This is a genomic window from Streptomyces ficellus, from assembly GCF_009739905.1.
GTDB lineage: Bacteria > Actinomycetota > Actinomycetes > Streptomycetales > Streptomycetaceae > Streptomyces > Streptomyces ficellus_A.
The window spans coordinates 3,973,447-3,992,678 of sequence record NZ_CP034279.1; the positions used below are offsets into that span (position 1 = coordinate 3,973,447).

The window sequence follows — 19,232 nt, forward strand, 5'->3', positions numbered from 1 at the left end:
GATCACCGGATGGACCCTCGCCGACCCCCTGCCCTCGCCGCCGTCGCCCTGCTCGTCGCCGCCGCCCTCACCGGCTGCACCGGCGACGAGCGGGGCACGGGGGCGAGGGCGGAGCCGGGTGCGGCCGGGGTCGGCGACCCGTACTTCCCGAAGCTCGGCAACGGCGGGTACGACGTACGCCACTACGCCCTGACCCTCTCCTACGAACCGGGCACCAACCGCCTCACCGGCACCGCCGACATCACGGCCCGCGCCACCCAGCCGCTCAGCGCCTTCAACCTCGACCTCACCGGCCTCACCGTGCACAGCGCCACCGTCGCCGGCGCCCCCGCCACCGTCCGCCGCTCCGGCGGCGAACTGACCCTGCGGCCCGCCGAGGACATCGCTGACGGCGCCACCTTCCGCACCGTCGTCCGCTACTCCGGGGCGCCGGCCACGATCACCGACGCCGAGGGGGCGCGGGAGGGCTGGCTGCGGACCGCCGACGGCGGCGTCGCGCTCGGCGAGCCCACCGGCTCCACGGCCTGGTTCCCGGGCAACCACCACCCGTCCGACAAGGCCACGTACGAAGTCGCCGTCACCGTGCCCCACGGCCACCGCGCCGTCTCCAACGGCGAACTGACGGAGCACCGCACCGCCGGCGGCCGCGACACGTTCGTATGGCGCTCCGCCGAGCCGATGGCGAGCTACCTCGCGACGATCGCCGTCGGCCGGTATGAGACGAAGAGCTCCCGTACCCCGTCCGGCCTCCCCGTCCACACCGCCGCCCGCGGGGAAGCGACCCTCCTCGACCGGATCCCCGAGCTGCTCGCCTGGACCACCGGGAAGTTCGGCCCGTACCCCTTCTCCTCCACCGGCGCCATCGTCGACACCACGGTGGACGTCGGCTACGCCCTGGAGACGCAGAGCCGGCCCTTCTTCGACAAGAACACCTTCGAGCCCTCGACACTGGTGCACGAACTCGCCCACCAGTGGTACGGCAACTCCGTCTCGCCGAAGTCATGGCGGGACATGTGGCTGAACGAGAGCTTCGCGACGTACGCCGAATGGCTGTACGCGGAGGAGTTCGACGACAAGCCCGTGCAGGAGAGCTTCGACGAGGTGTTCGCCGACGACGAGAACTGGGCGTTCCCGCCGGCCGCGCCGCCCACCCCCGAGGACCTCTCGGGACCACCGGTCTACGGCCGGGGCGCGATGGTCCTCCACAAGGTCCGGCAGGCCGTCGGTGACGACGCCTTCTCCGGCATCCTGCGCGGCTGGGCGGCCAAGCACCGGCACGCCAACGCCTCGACACGGGACTTCACCACCTACGTCGAGGACGTGTCCGGCGAGGACCTGACGGACCTGTGGGACGTGTGGCTGTACGGGGACGACCGCCCTACAGACCCTTCCGCATGACGACGCAGTCCCGGCCGAGCCGCCGGTCCGGACGGCGGTCGATCTCCTCGTAGCCGAGGGCGCGCCAGAAGGCGGCGGCCTTCACGTTGTTCTCCAGCACCGCGAGCCGGAGGCCCTTCCTGCCCAGCTCCCGGAACCGCTTCTCGACGATCTCGGCCAGCTCCCGGCCGAAGCCGGCCCGGTGCTCACGGGCGTGGACCATCAGCAGGCCGATCCAGGGGTCCGGGTCGTCCGGGTCGTCGGGGTGCTGGGCGCGGGTCACCGAGATGCCGATGACGTGCCCGGCCGAACGGGCCAGCAGCACCTCGGTGTCCGGGTGCACCAGCTCCTCGGCGAGCGAGGCGGCGACCTGCTCGGGCCGGATGTCGTCGGGGTCCGGGAAGTCCCCGCTGAGCTGCTGGAACTCGCGGTTCGACGCGTAGAGCCCGGTCAGTTCGGTGAGGAGCGGGCCGGGCAGCGCGCCCTCCTCGCCGCCCTCCAGCGGTTCGACGATCATGCGGAAACAGTAGGGCCCCGGCGCGGACTTCGCCGCCGGGGCCGCCACGTGCGGGCCGGGTCAGATGTTGACGCCGAAGTCGCGGGCGATGCCCTCCAGGCCGGAGGCGTAGCCCTGGCCGACGGCGCGGAACTTCCACTCGGCGCCGTTGCGGTACAGCTCGCCGAAGACCATGGCGGTCTCGGTGGCCGCGTCCTCGCTCAGGTCGTAGCGCGCGATCTCGGCGCCGCCGGCCTGGTTGACGATGCGGATGTAGGCGTTGCGGACCTGGCCGAAGTTCTGCGAGCGGGTGACCGCGTCGTAGATGGAGACCGGGAAGACGATCTTGTCCACGTTCGCCGGCAGACCCGCCAGGTTCACGTTGATCTGCTCGTCGTCGCCGCCGCCCTCGCCGGTGCGGTTGTCACCGGTGTGGACGATGGTCTGGTCCGGGGTGGACTTGTTGTTGAAGAAGACGAAGTGGGCGTCCGAGGCGACCTTGCCCGCCTGGTCGACGCCGATGGCGGACGCGTCGAGGTCGAAGTCGGTGCCGGTGGTGGTACGGACGTCCCAGCCGAGCCCCACAGTGACGGCGGTCAGACCCGGCGCCTCCTTGGTCAGCGAGACGTTGCCGCCCTTGGACAGGCTTACAGCCATGGAGAGTCCCTTTCCTCGAACCTAGCGTCGTACCCGATAACGCGTGACGCGGCGGGCTGGTTCCACCTCCGTAAAACGGGGTGACGTGACCGTGTCCGGACAGGGACCATGGAGGCATGTCCGGTCCCCATGTCATCCGCGGTTCGGTCTCCCTGCCGGAGGCCGAGCTGATGTGGCGTTTCTCCAGGTCGTCCGGGCCGGGCGGGCAGCACGTCAACACCAGCGACTCGCAGGTGGAGCTGCGGTTCGACCTGGCGGGTACGGAAGCGCTGCCTCCGGTCTGGAAGGAGCGCGCCCTGGAGCGCCTGGCGTCGCGGCTGGTCGACGGGGTGCTCACCGTCCGCGCCTCGGACCACCGCTCGCAGTGGCGCAACCGCGAGACGGCGGCGGTGCGGCTGGCGGCCCTGCTGGCCGAGGCGACGGCGCCGCCGCCGAAGCCGCGGCGCCCGACGAAGATCCCGCGCGGGATCAACGAGCGGCGGCTGCGGCAGAAGAAGCAGCGCGGGGAGACCAAACGGGGCCGGTCGTCCCGCGACTGGACGTAACCCCGTCCGCACCCGCCGTACCACCGGGGTGGGGCCGTGCCCCAACCCACCCCCGCCCGCAGTCGGCGACGTACCGGGGTGGGGCCGTGCAGGGTCGCCCCCGCAGGGGTTGGCGGCGCAGGCGCGGCTCCCTCACGCGTAACCGAAGGCCGCCGGCCCCGAGGAGGCGAGCCCGGAGGGGCCACGCCCCGCCCCCACCGTGCGTATCCGCACCGCCCACCAGGCGAACCGGGAACGGGCACCGCCCCGGTCCCGTTGTGCCCACCCGTCCCGCCCTGCGGGACGGGTGGGCACAACGGGAGGGACCCTCGCGGCGGGGCGCCCGCGCCCCGTCAGGAGAGGTGGCGGTAGTTGCCGCGGAAGTAGGTGAGTGGGGCGCCGTCCGCCGTGGGGAACGCGGCGGTGAGCACCCGGGCGATGACGAGCGTGTGGTCGCCCGCCGGCACCCGTTGTTCCGTGCGGCACTCCAGCGTCGCCAGCGCCCCGCCGACCAGCAGCGCGCCGCTCGCCTCGCCGCGTGTGGTCGGGAGGTCAGCGAAGAGGAGCCGGTCGCTGACGCGGCCCTTCATGGCGAACCGGCCGGCGACCTGCCGCTGGCCCTCCGCGAGGATGGAGACGCCCCACAGCGGCTGTTCGGCCAGGAGGTCGTCCATGCGGGAGCCCTCGCGCAGGCTCACCAGGACCAGGGGCGGGTCGAGGGACACGGACAGGAACCCCGTCGCGGTCATGCCGACGTCCTCGCCCCGCGGGCCTTCGTCGGGGTCGTGGGCCGTGACCAGCACCACACCCGCGGCCAGCCGGGACATCGCGGCCCGGAACTCGTCGTTGCTCACCCCCTCAGCATGGGGGACGGCGGGTGCGTACGAGGGGCGGGTGGTGTGGGTCGTCGGCAACACACCGGGAACGCTAGCCCGGCACCGATCGGGCCCGCATCGGGCCCGGGGACCAGCTGCCGACGGCGGCAGTCCTAGGTCCGGACGCGGTCGTGACCCATACTGTGCGTTCAGAAGAAATCCGACCGACCGGTTACCCGCAGTTCGGCGGTAGTCTCAAACCAACATCATTGCATGTGACTTGAGTCACAGAGCACAGGTTTTGTTGACCCTGTGTACCTGAGGCGCAGCTCGCTGTGATTCAGTGGCGGTGACAGTGCAACACGAGCGCCGATGAGAACCCTGGAGTTGCTGTCGAGGTCTCGGGGAGAGCGAGCAATGGAGACCGAGTCGGAGCCGTACGTCCGTCTTGCGACCCTGCGGCAGCTGCATCAGGTCGTCGCCAACCTCAACACGGCCCGCAGCCTGGCCGACACGCTGCAGACCGTCGCCGACGGCATCATCGCCGGTCTCGGGTACGAGCTGGCCTGTGTGAACCTCGTACGCCCCGACGGTGACCTGGTCGTCGCCGCCTTCGCCGGCAGCCCGGCGGCCGAGGCGCTGATCACCGGCCGGGTCGGCTCCCGCGCCTCCTGGGAGCGGCGCCTGAGCATGGGCGAGGCGTGGGGCGAGCTGCGCTTCATACCGCACACCGAGGGCTGGGTCCTGATCGAGGACGACGTGCCGCAGTGGCACACCGACGGCCCCGAGCCCCGCTTCGAGGACGAGTGGCACCCCCGCGACCGCCTCTACGCCCCCATGTACGCCTCCGGCAGCGGCCGTGAGCTGCTCGGCGTCATCTCGGTCGACCGGCCGCGCAACGGCCGCCGCCCCGGCCCCTGGGGCCAGGAGGCGCTCCAGATGTACGCCTCGCAGGCCGCGATCGCGATCAGCAACGCCCGCCTGCGGGCCAACATGCAGCGTGCCCTGGTGCGCCTGGAGCGGGAGCAGCAGGCGCTGCGCGCCAGCGAGGAGTCGTTCCGCCAGGCCTTCGAGTACGCGCCGTCGGGCATGGCGATCGCCGAGATGGGCGGCGACCAGCACGGCCGGCTGCTGCGCGCCAACGACGCCCTGTGCCGGCTGCTGGGCCGGCCGTCGTCCGTGATGCGCCGGTACTCCTTCGCCGACCTGGTCCACCCGGAGGACATCGGCACCCTGCTGCGCACGTCGGCCGAGGGCGGCCGGGCGGAGCTGCGGCTGGCCCGCCGGGACGGCACGTACGTATGGGTGTCGCTGCGGAACTCGGTGGTCGCGGACACCGCCGACGGGCCGCGTTTCCTGCTCACGCACGTCGAGGACATCGAGGAGCGCAAGCGCCATGAGCTCCAGCTCGCCCACCGTGCCTCGCACGACGCGCTGACCGGTCTGCCCAACAGCGCCGAGCTGCGCGCCCGGCTCAGCTCCCGGCTGTGCTCCAGACCGCACGCGGTGCGGTCGACGGCGGGGCCGGCCGACGGCGACGGCTACGCGGGCGGCGTCGCCGACAGCTACGCGGACAGTTACGACAGTGGTGACTACGAGTACGGGGAGCACGCCTACCGCGGTGACGGCTTCGACTTCGCCGCCCGCGCGGAGGGCGGCGCGTACGACCACCATGTGCACGCGGTGGCGCCCGACGACGAGGTCGACGACGGGACGAAGGGCCTGGCGGTCCTCTTCTGCGACCTGGACGGCTTCAAGTCGATCAACGACCGGTTCGGGCACCACACGGGTGACGCGGTTCTCATCGAGGTGGCCCGCCGGCTGACCGCAGGGGTGCGGGACGGGGACACGGTCGCCCGGCTCGGGGGTGACGAGTTCGTGGTGCTGGCTGACGGGCTCGGCGCGGCGGACGCCGCCGACCTGGCCGTACGCCTGCGCAACGCGATCATTCCGCCGATCCGGGTGGATGGGCGCGCGGTGCGGGTAGGGGCCAGTTTCGGCATCGGCTGGGCGGAGTGCGGAATGTCCGTCGAAGAGGTGCTGAACTCCGCTGACCAGCGGATGTACATCGAGAAGCGTTCTCGCGCCAAGGTTCACCGCCGGGCGGGGTGAGCCGTTCGGGGTAGGCTCGCCCGGGTCGGTGACCGCTGGCGAGCACGGAAATGGAGTGACCAGGGATGGCTGCCGGTAACAACGGCGCGAGCACGCCCGAGGACGACGATCCGTTCGGCTACCTCTACGCGGACGGACAGACGGCGGGTGCGCAGGCGCCGCGTCAGGGCGGCGGCTACGGCTACCCGGGTCCGGCCGCTCAGCCCGGGGTGCCCAGAACGTCGTACAACCAGGTCAGGGCCGTGGGCGAGCGGCAGTACGGCGGCGGTGGCCAGGTGCCGCCGCAGGCGCAGTACCAGCAGCAGTACGCCCAGCCCAGCCCGCAGTACGCGGCTCCCGAGACCTATCCGGGCGGTGGCGGTGACCGTACCCGCCCGGTGCCCCAGGTCCAGCCCGCGCGCGGCGGCGGGCGGGGCGGTGGCCCGAACACCAAGGGCCTGCTCATCGGCGCGATCGCGGTCGTCCTGGTGGTGGTGATCGGTATCACGGTCGCCGTGCTGACGAACGGCAAGGGCGACGGCAAGGGCGACAAGGCGAACCCGACGGCGCCGGCCTCCCAGGTCCAGGAGACGCCGAGCCCGGACGCCTCGAAGGGCGAGGACGAGAAGCCGGTCGAGCTGCCCCGGCAGGACGCGGCGACGCTCCAGCTCGGCGGCCCGGCGGCGCTGGGCAAGGACGTCAAGGGCGCCAAGGGCGCCGACGGCGCGTACGTCATGTTCAACGGTGTCGGCGGCTCGGCGAGCTGGACGGTCGACGTCCCGAAGGACGGCCAGTACACGCTGTTCCTCAGCTACAGCGTGCCGGGCAAGGACGCCAACGCGTCCCTGTCCGTCAACGGCGAGGCGCCGCGCAACATCCGTATGAAGAACTTCGCGCACGCGGCCGAGGGCGACTGGGAGAAGGGGTGGACGTACACCTACTCCTACGCCGAGCTGAAGAAGGGCACGAACACGATGAAGATGTCGTGCGAGCCGAGCAATCAGTGTGAGGCGTACCTCGACCAGGTCTGGCTCAAGGAGGGCCAGGTCAAGGGCTGACCACCGTCAGGAAGTGCGCCACCGTCCCCGCCATCGCCTCGCGAGCGGGGACGAGGTATTTCCGGGGGTCGACCACGTCGGGGTGGGCGGCCAGGTGGTCGCGCACCGCGCCGGTGAAGGCGGTGTTCAGGGCCGTACCGATGTTGATCTTCGTCATGCCGGCGGCGATCGCGGCGCGCAGTTCGTCGTCGGGGACGCCCGAGGAGCCGTGCAGGACCAGCGGGACGGGCACGGCGTCGCGCAGGGCGGTGATCAGGGTGTGGTCCAGGGTCGCCGTGCGGCGGGTCATCGCGTGGGTGGAGCCGACCGCGACGGCGAGGGCGTCGACGCCGGTGTCCGCGACGTACGCGGCGGCCTCCGCCGGGTCGGTGCGGACGCCGGGGGTGTGGGCGTCGAGCGGGGGCTCGCCGTCCTTGCCGCCGACCCGGCCCAGCTCGGCCTCGACCCAGATGCCCCGTTCGTGGCCCCAGCGCACCGCCTCGGCGGTCGCCTTGACGTTGTCGCCGTAGTTCAGCTTCGACGCGTCGAACATCACGGAGCTGAAGCCCTCGGTGTGCGCGGTGCGCAGCAGGTCCGGGGAGACGACGTGGTCCAGGTGCAGGCCGAGGGGTGCGGAGGACGCGCGGGCGACGGCCGCCGCGGCGGCGGCGACGGCGGACAGGTCGCCGCCGTGGAACTTCACGGCGTTCTCGGAGATCTGGAGGATCGCGGGCCGCCCCACCCGTTCGGCGCCGGCCGCGATCGCCTCGGCGTGCTCCAGGGTGATGACGTTGAACGCGGCGACGGCGCCGTCCGCGGACCTGACCCGGGCGATGAGTTCACCGGTGGGGACGAGGGGCATGTGCGGTACCTCCATCAAGCGGCCGTGGCGTGCTCCGTCACTGTGATCCGGGACAGCAGTTCCCGGTACGTCGCCATGTCGAACTCGCCCGCCGCCGGGGCCAGCACCGTCGCCGCCGAAAGGGCGGTCGCCCGGGCGAGCCGGTCCGGCCACGCCGCGCCCTCGACGAGGCCGGACAGCAGGCCGGCGACGGCCGAGTCGCCCGCGCCGGTCGGGTTGCCCCGTACGGGTTCGGGCGGGGCGGCGCGCCAGGTGCCGTCCGGGGTGACCGCCAGCAGTCCGTCCGGGCCGAGCGAGGCGACCACGGCGTGGGCGCCGCGGCGGCGGGCGTCCCGCGTGGCGCGCAGCGGTTCGCGGGCGCCGGTGAGCCGGGCCAGCTCGTCCGCGTTGGGTTTGACCAGGTCGGGGCGGGCGGCGATGCCCCGGCGCAGCGGTTCGCCGCTGGTGTCCAGGACGACGGGGACGGAGGCGGCGCGGGCGCGGCGCACGAGGTCGGCGTACGCCCCGACGTGGATGCCGGGCGGCAGGCTGCCGCACAGGGCGACGGCGTCGGCGTCCCGTACCAGTTCCTCGTAGGCGGTGAGGAAGGCCGACCACTCGTCGGGGCCGACGGTGGGGCCCGGTTCGTTGAGCTGAGTGGTGTCGCCGGTCGCCGCGTCGGCGACGGCGACGGTGCGGCGCGTGGTGCCGGCGACCGGGACGAGCGCGTCCCGTACGGGCAGCGGGGCGAGCAGGTCGCGCAGGACGCCGCCGGTGGTGCCGCCCGCGAAGCCGGTGACCACGGTGTCGTGGCCGAGGGCGGCGAGGACGCGGGCGACGTTGACGCCCTTGCCGCCGGGGCGCTCGATGACGTCGGTGACGCGGTGCGTGGTGTGCGGGGTGAGGGCGTCGACCTGGTACGTGATGTCGAGCGCGGTGTTGAGCGTGACCGTCAGGATCACCCGTGACACCCCCGCGAAGGTATGCGCTAGCTTCCGTTTCCGGGGTCTGATCATGCCAAACCGGAGGCGGTTGGCCCAGTCCCCCTGGCCCACCGCCTTGCAGTAATTCGAGCAACAATCAGCCCAGTTGGGGCTCAATCACCCATTCGCCCCGGCGCATGACGCCCACGAGGGTGAACTCGGCGTCCAGCACCACCAGATCGGCGTACTTGCCGGGTTCGAGGGAGCCGACCTCGTCGTACACGCCGAGCAGCTTCGCCGGGTTGGCGGACACCGCGCGGACGATCGACTCGACGGGCAGCCGGTCGATGGTCGCCGCCCGCTTGAACGCGGTGTCGAGCGTGAGTGTGGAGCCCGCGATCGAGCCGCCCTCCGCCAGCCGGGCGACGCCTTCGCGCACCTCCACCTCGAGCGGGCCGAGGTGGTAGACGCCGTCGCCGAAGCCCGCGGCGTCCATCGCGTCCGTGATGAACGCGACCCGGTCCGGGCCGGCGTGACGGAACGCCAGCTCCAGGGCGGCCGGGTGCAGGTGCGTACCGTCGTTGATCAGCTCGACGGTGACCCGCTCGTCCTCCAGCAGGGCGGCGATCGGGCCGGGCGCGCGGTGGCCGAGGGCGGGCATCGCGTTGTAGAGGTGCGTGGCCACGGTGGCGCCCGCCTCGATCGCCTCGGCCGTCTGCTCGTACGTGGCGTCCGTGTGCCCGATCGCGGCGATCACCCCGTGCTCGGCCAGCAGGCGTACGGAGTCGATGCCGCCGGGCAGTTCGGTGGCGAGGGTGACCATGCGGGCGTGGCCGCGCGCGGCGTCGACCAGCTTGCGCACCTCGGCCGGGTCGGGGTCGCGCAGCAGCGCCTCGCTGTGGGCGCCCTTGCGGCACGGGGAGATGAACGGCCCCTCGAAGTGGATGCCCGCGATGTCGCCCTGCTCGGCCAGCTCGGACAGCTCCCCGGCGCGGTGCGCGAGGAAGTCCATGTCGCCGGTGACGGTGGAGGCGACGGTGGTGGTGGTGCCGTGCAGCCGGTGCGTGTGGACGCCCTTCAGGACCTCCTCGACGGTGCCGGACGTGAAGGACGCGCCGCCGCCGCCGTGGTTGTGCATGTCGACGAACCCGGGCACGATCCAGTGTCCGGAGAGGTCGACGGCCGGGGCGTCCGCCGGGGCGTGGCCCGAGATGCGGCCGTCTGCGACGATCACCCGCCCGTTGTCCACGGTCCCGGTCGGCAGCACCACGCGGGCGCCGGCGAGAACCTTGTGATCGGCCATCAGGCGGATACCTCCGAACTGGCGAGTAGGTCCCAGGCGAGCAGGCCCGCGCCCAGGCATCCGGCGGTGTCCCCGAGGGCCGCCGGCACGATGGCGGGCAGCTTCTGGAACGTCACGCGCTCCTCGACGGCCGCCCTCAGGGGTGTGAACAACGTTTCCCCCGCCTCGGCGAGACCGCCACCGATGATGAGCGTGCGGGGGTCCAGCAGGGTGAGCGCGGTGACCAGGCCGTCGGCGAGCGCGTCGACCGCGTCCCGCCACACCGCCGCGGCCCGCGCGTCGCCCGACTCGACGGCCTTGGCGCAGTCCGCCGCGTCCGCCTCCGGGTCGCCGCTGGCCGCCGCCCACGCCCGGGACACTGCCGAGGCGGAGGCGAGCGTCTCCAGGCAGCCGCGCTGGCCGCAGCCGCAGGCGGGCCCGCCGGGGCGGACCACGATGTGCCCGATCTCGCCGGCGTACCCGTGCGCGCCCGCCTCGATGGCGCCGCCGATGCCGATGGCGCCCGCGATGCCGGTGCCCAGCGGTACGAACAGGAACCGGTCGGCGCCCCGTCCGGCGCCCACCCGGCCCTCGGCGAGCCCGCCGGTGCGGACGTCGTGCCCGAGGGCGACGGGCAGGCCGCCGAGCCGCCGCGTGAGCAGGGCGCGCAGCGGGACGTCGCGCCAGCCGAGGTTCGCCGCGTAGACCGCGACGCCCCGGTCCGGGTCGACGATGCCGGGCACGGCCACCCCGGCGGCGACGGCCGCCGTGCCGTACCGCTCGCGGCCGTGGGCGTACAGCTCGGCGGCGAAGCCGAGGATGCCCTCGACGACCGCGTCGGCGCCCCGCTCGCGGCCGGTCGCCCGGCGCGCCTCGTACAGCAGGGTGCCGTCGGCTCCGACCAGGGCGGCCTTCATCCCGGTGCCGCCCACATCGAGGGCGATGACGTGTCTCACGGAAACAGTGTCGCTCGTGAACCCGTGAAAGGTCTAGTCCACTTTCGTGGATTGTTGCCACGGCATACAAATGACCCCGGGGCTACGGACGCGCCAGGACGCGCTAGGACGACAGGATCACGCTCCGCGTCAGGTTGCGCGGACGGTCCGGGTCCCGGCCCGCCGCCTCCGCCAGGGCGACCGCCAGGCGCTGCGCCCGGATCAGGTCGGCCATCGGGTCGGCCGTCGCGTGGGCGTGCAGCGTCCCGCCCACCCGGGCGACCTCACCCGCCAGCCCCTCCGGCACCTCACCGAACACCCACGCCACCCGCCCCGGACCGGTGATCGCGACGGGACCGTGGCGGTACTCCATCGCCGGGTACGCCTCCGTCCACGCGCCCGCCGCCTCCCGCATCTTCAGCCCCGCCTCCAGTGCCAGCCCGTACGCCCAGCCACGGCCCAGGAACGTCCACTGCTCCGCCGCCACCACCGCCTCCGGCAACGGCTCGGCGACCGCGAGCTCCGCGTCCACGGCCGCCTCGGCGACCGGCTTCACGCCGGGCACCTCCCCGAGCGCCGCCCGCAGGAACGCCAGCGCCGTCGTCGCGAACCGGGTCTGCACCACCGACTCCTCGTCCGCCCAGTCCAGCACCACCACCGCGTCCGCCGCCTCCATCACCGGCGTCTTCGGGTCGGCCGTCAGCGCCAGCGTCGGCACCCCGCGACCCCGCAGCGCGCCCAGCAGGTCCAGCACCTCCGTCGTCGTCCCCGAACGGGTGATCGCCACGACCCGGTCGTACGCGCGCGCGGACGGGAACTCCGACGAGGCGTACGCGTCCGTCTCGCCCTGGCCCGCCGCCTCCCGCAGCGCCGCGTACGCGATGGCCATGAACCAGGACGTCCCGCAGCCGGTCACCGCGACCCGCTCCCCGGGCCGCGGCAGGCCCTCCCCGAACGACGCGGCCGCCTCGGCGGCGCGGCGCCAGCAGGAGGGCTGGGTGGCGATCTCTGCTGCGGTACGTGACATGAGCGGTCCACTCCCGGGCTGCGGGGACTGTTTGGCCAGAGCGATACCCAGGTGGTGTAGACCTCACCCGCGCTGTGGGAAAATCATGGCGCAGGCAGTGATCAAAAGTGGGGAAGAGTTGTGCAGCGCCGCTATACAGGACTGACCGCGGCGGTGGCCGCACTGAGCATGGCCGCGACGCTGGCCGGCTGCGGGGCCGGCGGGGGATCGGGCGACGTGACACTCAAGCTCGTCGCCGCCGACTACGGCAGCTCCCAGGCCAACACCTCCCAGAAGTACTGGGACGGCGTGGCCCGTTCGTTCGAGAAGACCCACCCCGGCATCAAGGTCGACGTCGACGTCATGTCCTGGAAGGACGTCGACCGCGAGGTCGCCGAGATGGTGGCCGACGGCAACGCCCCCGACCTCGCGCAGATCGGCGCCTACGCCGACCACGCCGCCGCCGACCGGCTCTACAAGGTCGACGACCTCGTCTCCGTCGCCACCCAGGCCAACTTCCTGCCCCTCCTCAGCCGGGCCGGCCAGGTCGACCGCGACCAGTACGGCATGCCGTTCGCGGCCAGCACCCGGCTCCTCTTCTACAACAAGGGCCTGTTCGAGAAGGCCGGCGCCCAGCCGCCGAAGACCTGGGACGACATCCGCGCCGCCGCCGGGAAGCTCAAGGCCAAGGGCGTGCCGTACCCCTTCGCGCTGCCGCTCGGCGCCGAGGAGTCCCAGGCCGAGACCATGATGTGGATGCTCGCCGGCGGAGGCGGCTACCGCGACTCCACCAACCTCTCGTACGCCATCAACTCCCCCGAGAACGTCGCCACCTTCACCTGGCTCAAGGACAACCTCGTCGGCAAGGGACTGACCGGCCCCGTCGCGCCCGGCAAGCTCGACCGGCAGGCCGCGTTCGACGCCTTCGTACGCGGCGACGTCGGCATGCTCAACGGCCACCCCACCCTCATGGACGCCGCCGAGAAGGCCGGCATCGACGTCGGCAAGGTCCCGCTGCCCAGCCCCGACGGCGAACCCCGGCCCTCGATGGGCGTGGCCGACTGGATGATGGCCTTCAAGCAGAACGGCCACCGCAAGGAGATCGGCACCTTCCTCGAGTACGTCTACCAGGACAAGAACGTCCTCGCCTTCTCCGACCAGTACGACATCCTCCCCGTCACCAGCACCGCCAGCGCCGACATGCGCAGCGACCCCCGGCACAAGGCCCTCTGGCCGTTCCTGGAGGAGCTGCCCACGTCCGAGCTGTACCCCGTGGGCCGCACCTCGTGGGCCAGGGTCAGCGAGAGCGTCAAGAAGAACATCGGCGGCGCCGTGGCCCCGGGCAGCGACCCGGACACCGTGCTGTCCGGCATAGCGCGGGAAGCCGAGGACGCCGCCGCGGACGAGTGACTATGTTGCTCATATGACCGCCGAGCCACTCACCGACCGGGACCGCGCCGTCCTCGCCCTCGAACGGCGCTCCTGGCCCGGCCCCGGCGCCAAGGAACGCGCGATACGGGAGCAGCTGGGCCTGTCGCCCACCCGCTACTACCAGCTGCTCAACGCCCTCCTCGACGACCCCAGGGCCCTCGCCCACGACGCCGTCACCGTCAACCGGCTGCGGCGGCTGCGGGCGTCGCGCGAGGCACGCAGGTAGGTGTGCGCGGGCGGGGCCCTGGATAGGTTCGGGGCATGGGCACCCAACCCGCATCCTTGCCGCGTCCCACCACGCCCGCCGGCCGCGAAGGCCTCGCGGCGTTCCTCGCCGACCCCGGGCGGGCGGTCGTCGCACTCGACTTCGACGGCACCCTCGCCGACATCGTCGACGACCCCGAACAGGCCCGCGCTCACCCCGGCGCCGTCCCCGCCATCGCCGCGCTCGCCCCGCGCGTCGCGTCCGTCGCGGTCGTCACCGGTCGCCCGGCCGGGGTGGCCGTGCGGTACGGCGGCTTCGCCGGGGTGCCCGGCCTGGAGCACCTGGTCGTCCTCGGCCACTACGGCGCCGAACGGTGGGACGCCGTCACCGGCACCGTCCGCGCCGCCCCCGAGCACCCCGGCGTGGCGGCCGTCCGCGCCGAACTGCCCGGGTTCCTCGACCGGGCGGGCGCGTGGCGCGGCACGTGGATCGAGGAGAAGGGCCGCGCGGTGGCCGTCCACACCCGCCGCGCGGACGACCCCCAGGCCGCCTTCGACGCCCTGCGCGCCCCCCTGTCCGACCTGGCGGCCCGGCACGGCCTGGTCCTCGAACCCGGCCGCATGGTCCTGGAACTGCGGCCCCCGGGCGTGGACAAGGGCGTGGCGCTGACGGAGTACGTACGGGAGACCGGCGCGCAGGCGGTCCTGTACGCGGGCGACGACCTGGGCGACCTGCCGGCGTTCGCGGCGGTGGAGAAACTGCGGGCGGACGGGGTGCCGGGGCTGCTGGTGTGCAGCGGAAGCGACGAGGTCACGGAGGTCGCCGCCCGCGCCGACCTCTCGGTCCCGGGCCCGGCGGGTGTGGCGGACCTGCTGTCCGCGCTGGCGGCCGCGACCGCCTGACGTAGATCGATACCATCTGCGGATGGTGGATGTCAGGGTGGGGCAGCTACGCAGAAGTCGCGACCGGCTGAGCGCGCGTGGTGAGGAGACAGCCGAACTGGGGGACCTGGCCACAGCGGGATTGCTGCTCTTCTACGCGGCCGAGTGCGGCTTGAAGGCGGAGATCCTCGTGCGGGTCTGCCGGTCGCGGGACACCACGGGTCTGCCGGAGGACCTGCGGACGCACAATCTCAGATCCTTGGCCAAGGCTCTGGGCCTCCCCGCTGGCGTGGCGGAGGCGACGGAGCGTTGCCGGCGCATCATGCAGGGCTCGCTGGGGGAGGCCGGTCAGCGCAACGGCTGGGTGGGCCCCTCCGAGCTGCACGAAGCATGGCGTTACGGCGCCGATCTGGATCCGGACGACGAGAAGCGTGCGGTCCTGGCCCTGCGGGCCCTCATCAAAGCCTCCCGGGCGTAGACGTGATCGGAGATCCCATGGAAGCGACCTCACCCCTCCTGCCGGGAAACCTGCTGACCTGGGTGGACGTCGATGAGCACTGCACGTCCCTGGCCGTGGCCGGCCGTTGGCCGGACTGGCTCAGGGAGGCCAACGCCTGGTGGGACGGCATCGAGCTGACGATCGACTCCGGCGTATCCGACGAGGACGTCCTCGCCTGGCTCGACACGGCCTTCGGGAGGGGTTCCGTGATCGGCTCGGCCGACGGTCCCGTGCTCGTGCTCGACCGGCCCCAGTTGATGGAACGCGAGGGCCTGCCGGTACGCATCTACCCGGCCGACGACTTCTCCCCGGGGTTCCGCCCCCCTCTCCTCGTGGAGCGGCGGATCACCGAGGCGCTCGGCTCCCCCCTTCCCCGTCCGGCCGAGGACGGCTTCGCCGGGGGCACGCAGGTGGTGGCCTTCCACTCGTTCAAGGGAGGGGTCGGGCGAACCGTTCACGCCGTCGCCTTCGCCGATCTCCTCGCCCAACGCGGACGTGGGGTGCTCCTGGTCGACGCGGACCTCGAAGCGCCGGGGGTCAGCTGGATGCACCAGGCACAGGGCGGGGCGTGCGACATCGCGTACGACGACCTCCTGGCGCTCCTGCACGGTTCCACCGGCGGGGACGGTGCAAGGGCGGTGGCGATCGCCGCGGGGTACCTGGTGAACCAGGAGACGATCCGGCACAAGAACGGTGGGCGGCTGGTCATCCTGCCCACGAGCCGGCGCACACGCCTCGGGCCGCCGCGTATTGAGCCCGCCCAGCTGCTCACACCGGACCGGTCGCGGTACTTCCTCACCGAGTCGCTGGCGGAACTGGCGTCCGTCGCCGGCCTCGACACGGTGGTTGTCGACCTGCGGGCGGGCGCTTCGGAACTGTCCGCCCCGATCCTGCTCGATCCCCGGGTTCACCGTACCTTCGTCACCACGCTCAGCAGCCAGTCCCTGGACGGCACGGAGCGGATGATCCGCCAGCTGGGTGACAAGGCCGTGGCCATCACCGGGCAGGACCCGGAGCCGGCCGTCGTGGTGACCCAGTACCGCCAGGACCGGCACGCCGCCGAGGTCGACAAGGCTCGGCTTCAGCTCTCACAGGCGCTCGAAGCCATGCGTGCCGCACCCACCCCCGGTACCGGGGAGACAACGAAGCCCGGGGACACGAGCGACGTGGACGCGTCGGTGCTCACCGAGCCTGTTTTCAGCCCCTTCCGCGAGGAACTGCTCGCCCTGCCCCAGACCTGGGACGAGGTTGTCGAGGTCACCCGCCGGCTCGGTATCGGCGAAAGCCTCGCCGAGACGCTGCCGATCCTCTCCGACGCGGAGCCGGCCCCGGAGGGCGGCGCGGCGGAGGGACTGGAGACGCGCCGCACCGCGCTCCACCGCAGGGCGCGATCGCTGGTCTTCGCCGAGCGGACGGGCCTGGACAATGGCTTGGGGTTCCTCTCCACCGCTCCTCTGCGAAGGCTCGTCGGCGACAATCGCACGTCCCTGCCGGTGACGGTGGTGGTTGGCGCCAAGGGGTCCGGCAAGACCTTCACGTACGCGCGGATGTGTGCCGCCGGGAGCTGGGAGAGGTTCGCCGCAGGAGCCGGCGAGGAGGTCCGGGTGGACGCCCCGGTGGTCCCGGTCCTCGACCCGGCGAACATGGAGCAGCCCGGTGAGGGCATCAGCCCGCAACAGCTGCGGGACCGGGCCGCCGGAGGACAGGGCGCGGGCCGACTGGAGATCACGGGCGTACTGGAGTCCGTCCTCAACGATCCGGCCGGCCGTGAGAACCTCGCTGACTGGCGGCGCGCCTGGCTGCGCTGCATGGCCGTGGCACTGGCCGGTCCGGAGGTCATCGACGAGGATCCCGAACAGGTCCTGCTTCAGCGTTCGCACACCCGCCAGGCCCTGTTCGTCTTCGACGGTCTGGAGGACTTCTTCCAGGCCCTCGAAGGCGAGGCGAAGCGGGTCGCCCTGCGGGCGCTCTTCACCGAGGTCCCCGACTGGCTGCGGTCCTTCCGCGGGCGCCCGTTCGGCACCGTGATCTTCGTGCGCAGCGATCTGGTGCGGTTCGCGGTCCGGCAGAACCTGGGCCAGTTCCTCGACCGCTACGACCCTTATGCGCTGCGCTGGGACTCCCAGGAGGCCCTGCGCCTGGCGCTCTGGGTCGCTACCACCGCGAAGGCCGTACCGCAGGCCGACGGCGACCTGATGGACTACTCGTGGGAGCGCCTCGTGCAGGCTCTCGTTCCGGTCTGGGGGGTGAAGATGGGCCGCAAGAACTCCCGGGAGGCTCGCTCGGACCGCTGGGTGCCGGCGGCCCTGGGCGACTTCAACGACCAGGTTCAAGCCCGTGACGTCGTGCGCTTCATCCGCGACGCGGCGGAGTTCTCGCAGAACGACCAGGACTGGCAGGACCGCCTGCTGACGCCGAGCGCCATGCGTCAGGCGCTGGTCAAGGGTAGCCAGGAGAAGTTGGACGAACTGCGACAGGAGAATCCAGCCGTTGGCGAGCTGCTGCTGAGCGTCGGCAGGCACGCGGACGACGTCGTCATGCCGTTCAACGCCGAGGACGTGGGTCTGGACGCGAACGCCATCACGAGGCTCAGGGAAGCCGGGGCCCTCGACCGGGACTCCGACGGCTTGTACCGGCTGCCGGAGATCTACCGTCACGCCCTCGGCTTCCGCACCCGCGGACGGGTGAGGGTCATCCGTCCCTGACCGGGCTCCGTCCTGCGGAGCGGGAGATGCCCGCCCGCCCCGCAGGGGCCGGTCAGAGCGTGCGGAGGGCGTTCAGCTGGTCGAGGAACCAGCGGGAGGGCGGGAGGGACGTCGCCGCGGCGGCGAGGCGCTTGGTGCGGTCCGCGCGGTCGGTGGGGGAGAGGGTCAGCGCCTCGTGGAGGGCGTCCGCCGTGCCGACGACGTCGTACGGGTTCACCGTGATCGCGTCGTCGCCCAGCTCCTCGTGCGCGCCCGCCTCGCGCGAGAGGACCAGCGCGCAGCCCGCGTCGGAGACGACGGGGACCTCCTTGGCGACGAGGTTCATGCCGTCGCGTACGGGGTTCACGAGCGCCACGTCCGCGAGGCGGTACGCGGCGAGGGAGCGGGCGAAGTCGTCCTCGACGTGCAGGATCACCGGGGTCCAGCCGTCGCGGCCGTACTCCGCGTTGATCTCGTCCGCGAGGCGGGAGACCTGGGCGGTGTAGTCGCGGTAGACGGCGAGGTCCTGCCGGGAGGGGTAGGCGAAGGCGAGGTGCACCACCCGTTCGTGCCATTCGGGGCGTTCGGCGAGCAGGTGCCGGTAGGCGAGGAGGCCGCGGACGATGTTCTTGGACAGCTCGGTGCGGTCGACGCGCACGATGGTCTTGCGGTCGGGGCCGATCTGGTCGCGCAGGGCGGCCATCCGGTCGGCGACGTCGGGGCGGCGCGAGCGCTCGCGGAGGAAGTCGGCGTCGGCGCCGAGGCCGTGCACGCCCAGTTCGGTGCGGTGGGGGCGGCCGTGTGCGGAGTGCTCGACGGTCGGGGGGAGGTCCTTGGCCCAGGTGGTCCGTACGTCCATGTCCCGCAGCGAGCGCGCGCAGCAGGACTGGAAGGCCTTCAGCCAGCGCCAGGTCAGGAAGCCGAGCCGGTCCGCGCCGAGCATGCCGAGCAGCAGTTCCTCGGCGATGTCGTCGGGGAGCATGGCGAAGTACTCGGTGGGCGCCCACGGGGTGTGGGAGAAGTGGCCGATGCGCAGGTCGGGCCGGAGTTCGCGGAGCATGCCGGGGACGAGGGCCAGGTGGTAGTCCTGGACGATGACGACGGCGCCGTCGCCCGCCTCCTCGGCGAGCGCCTCGGCGAAGGCGCGGTTGTAGAGGCGGTAGGACGCCCACTGCCGGCGGAATTCCGCGTCGAAGACGGGCTCCAGGGGCGTCTGGTAGAGCATGTGGTGCACGAACCAGAGCACCGAGTTCGCGATGCCGTTGTAGGCGTCGGCGTGCACGGCCGCGTCGATGTCGAGCATCTTCACGCCCGGCTCGGCCGCGGCGCCCTGCCGGACCGCCTGCCGGTCGCCGTCGCTGAGCGCGGCGCACACCCACAGGGCGCCCGCGTCGGGCCCGATCGCGGACAGTCCCGACACCAGCCCGCCCCCGCCGCGCCGGGCGTCGAACGTGCCGTCCGCACGGGGGGCGTAGCTGACGGGACCGCGGTTCGAGGCGACAAGAATCTGGGCTGCCATGGAGACGAACCTAGCCCGTTGCCCAAACG

General features: G+C 72.6%; 18 protein-coding genes. 9 read left to right on the top strand and 9 right to left on the bottom strand.

The window, feature by feature from the left end:
• Positions 1 to 9: 9 nt before the first annotated feature.
• Positions 10 to 1,398, top strand: a complete 1,389-nt coding sequence (locus tag EIZ62_RS17810) for a M1 family metallopeptidase (protein ID WP_156693639.1) — start codon at positions 10 to 12, stop codon at positions 1,396 to 1,398.
• Here EIZ62_RS17810 and EIZ62_RS17815 read toward each other — a convergent pair.
• Both EIZ62_RS17815 and EIZ62_RS17820 read right to left on the bottom strand, forming a co-directional pair.
• Positions 1,379 to 1,894 carry a GNAT family N-acetyltransferase gene (locus tag EIZ62_RS17815; protein ID WP_156693640.1) on the bottom strand — a complete coding sequence of 172 codons (516 nt, stop codon included), beginning with the start codon at positions 1,892 to 1,894 and terminating at the stop codon, positions 1,379 to 1,381. The genes EIZ62_RS17810 and EIZ62_RS17815 overlap by 20 nt on opposite strands.
• Before the next feature lie 60 nt (positions 1,895 to 1,954).
• A complete protein-coding gene (locus EIZ62_RS17820; protein ID WP_156693641.1) occupies positions 1,955 to 2,530 on the bottom strand; it encodes a TerD family protein in 576 nt (191 codons plus the stop codon).
• Between the two features lie 116 nt (positions 2,531 to 2,646).
• On the opposite strand from EIZ62_RS17820, the gene arfB reads away from it, so the two are divergent.
• Positions 2,647 to 3,075 (top strand): alternative ribosome rescue aminoacyl-tRNA hydrolase ArfB, encoded by a 429-nt coding sequence (gene arfB / locus EIZ62_RS17825; RefSeq protein ID WP_156693642.1) that lies wholly within the window; start codon positions 2,647 to 2,649, stop codon positions 3,073 to 3,075.
• Between the two features lie 332 nt (positions 3,076 to 3,407).
• On the opposite strand, the gene EIZ62_RS17830 is transcribed toward arfB, so the two are convergent.
• The gene (locus tag EIZ62_RS17830) at positions 3,408 to 3,971 is read right to left on the bottom strand and encodes a flavin reductase family protein (RefSeq protein ID WP_156693643.1); all 564 of its coding nucleotides are present in this window, start codon (positions 3,969 to 3,971) and stop codon (positions 3,408 to 3,410) included.
• A 315-nt stretch (positions 3,972 to 4,286) separates the two neighbouring features.
• On the opposite strand from EIZ62_RS17830, the gene cdgB reads away from it, so the two are divergent.
• Both cdgB and EIZ62_RS17840 read left to right on the top strand, forming a co-directional pair.
• Complete coding sequence (cdgB, locus tag EIZ62_RS17835; protein ID WP_156693644.1) at positions 4,287 to 5,981, top strand: diguanylate cyclase CdgB; 1,695 nt, start codon at positions 4,287 to 4,289, stop codon at positions 5,979 to 5,981.
• A 65-nt stretch (positions 5,982 to 6,046) separates the two neighbouring features.
• Complete coding sequence (locus EIZ62_RS17840; protein ID WP_156693645.1) at positions 6,047 to 7,018, top strand: carbohydrate-binding protein; 972 nt, start codon at positions 6,047 to 6,049, stop codon at positions 7,016 to 7,018.
• Here EIZ62_RS17840 and EIZ62_RS17845 read toward each other — a convergent pair.
• The 5 genes from EIZ62_RS17845 to EIZ62_RS17865 form a co-directional block, all read right to left on the bottom strand.
• Positions 7,008 to 7,859, bottom strand: a complete 852-nt coding sequence (locus tag EIZ62_RS17845) for a class II fructose-bisphosphate aldolase (protein WP_156693646.1) — start codon at positions 7,857 to 7,859, stop codon at positions 7,008 to 7,010. The genes EIZ62_RS17840 and EIZ62_RS17845 overlap by 11 nt on opposite strands.
• A gap of 14 nt (positions 7,860 to 7,873) precedes the next feature.
• Positions 7,874 to 8,800 carry a 1-phosphofructokinase family hexose kinase gene (locus EIZ62_RS17850; RefSeq protein WP_156696462.1) on the bottom strand — a complete coding sequence of 309 codons (927 nt, stop codon included), beginning with the start codon at positions 8,798 to 8,800 and terminating at the stop codon, positions 7,874 to 7,876.
• 118 nt (positions 8,801 to 8,918) lie between these two features.
• Positions 8,919 to 10,064 (bottom strand): N-acetylglucosamine-6-phosphate deacetylase, encoded by a 1,146-nt coding sequence (gene nagA, locus EIZ62_RS17855; protein ID WP_156693647.1) that lies wholly within the window; start codon positions 10,062 to 10,064, stop codon positions 8,919 to 8,921.
• Positions 10,064 to 10,999, bottom strand: a complete 936-nt coding sequence (locus tag EIZ62_RS17860; protein ID WP_156693648.1) for an ROK family protein — start codon at positions 10,997 to 10,999, stop codon at positions 10,064 to 10,066. The genes nagA and EIZ62_RS17860 overlap by 1 nt, the downstream gene beginning before the upstream one ends.
• 103 nt (positions 11,000 to 11,102) lie before the next feature.
• Positions 11,103 to 12,005, bottom strand: a complete 903-nt coding sequence (locus tag EIZ62_RS17865; protein ID WP_156693649.1) for an SIS domain-containing protein — start codon at positions 12,003 to 12,005, stop codon at positions 11,103 to 11,105.
• 120 nt (positions 12,006 to 12,125) lie between these two features.
• Between EIZ62_RS17865 and EIZ62_RS17870 the strand changes: the two genes are divergently transcribed.
• Genes EIZ62_RS17870 through EIZ62_RS17890 form a run of 5 tightly spaced genes read left to right on the top strand, consistent with a single transcriptional unit; the run spans position 12,126 to position 17,705 of the window.
• Positions 12,126 to 13,394: an extracellular solute-binding protein gene (locus EIZ62_RS17870; protein WP_483030210.1), complete on the top strand. Its 1,269-nt coding sequence runs from the start codon at positions 12,126 to 12,128 to the stop codon at positions 13,392 to 13,394.
• Positions 13,395 to 13,407: 13 nt separating this feature from the next.
• Positions 13,408 to 13,641 carry a DUF3263 domain-containing protein gene (locus tag EIZ62_RS17875; RefSeq protein WP_156693650.1) on the top strand — a complete coding sequence of 78 codons (234 nt, stop codon included), beginning with the start codon at positions 13,408 to 13,410 and terminating at the stop codon, positions 13,639 to 13,641.
• Between the two features lie 35 nt (positions 13,642 to 13,676).
• Positions 13,677 to 14,522, top strand: coding sequence for a trehalose-phosphatase (otsB, locus tag EIZ62_RS17880; RefSeq protein ID WP_156693651.1), 846 nt, complete (start codon positions 13,677 to 13,679; stop codon positions 14,520 to 14,522).
• Positions 14,523 to 14,544: 22 nt separating this feature from the next.
• Positions 14,545 to 14,979: a hypothetical protein gene (locus EIZ62_RS17885; RefSeq protein WP_156693652.1), complete on the top strand. Its 435-nt coding sequence runs from the start codon at positions 14,545 to 14,547 to the stop codon at positions 14,977 to 14,979.
• Positions 14,980 to 14,996: 17 nt separating this feature from the next.
• Positions 14,997 to 17,705 (top strand): KGGVGR-motif variant AAA ATPase, encoded by a 2,709-nt coding sequence (locus tag EIZ62_RS17890; RefSeq protein ID WP_244375765.1) that lies wholly within the window; start codon positions 14,997 to 14,999, stop codon positions 17,703 to 17,705.
• 52 nt (positions 17,706 to 17,757) lie between these two features.
• On the opposite strand, the gene EIZ62_RS17895 is transcribed toward EIZ62_RS17890, so the two are convergent.
• Positions 17,758 to 19,203, bottom strand: a complete 1,446-nt coding sequence (locus tag EIZ62_RS17895; RefSeq protein WP_156693653.1) for an alpha,alpha-trehalose-phosphate synthase (UDP-forming) — start codon at positions 19,201 to 19,203, stop codon at positions 17,758 to 17,760.
• Between the last annotated feature and the right edge of the window lie 29 nt (positions 19,204 to 19,232).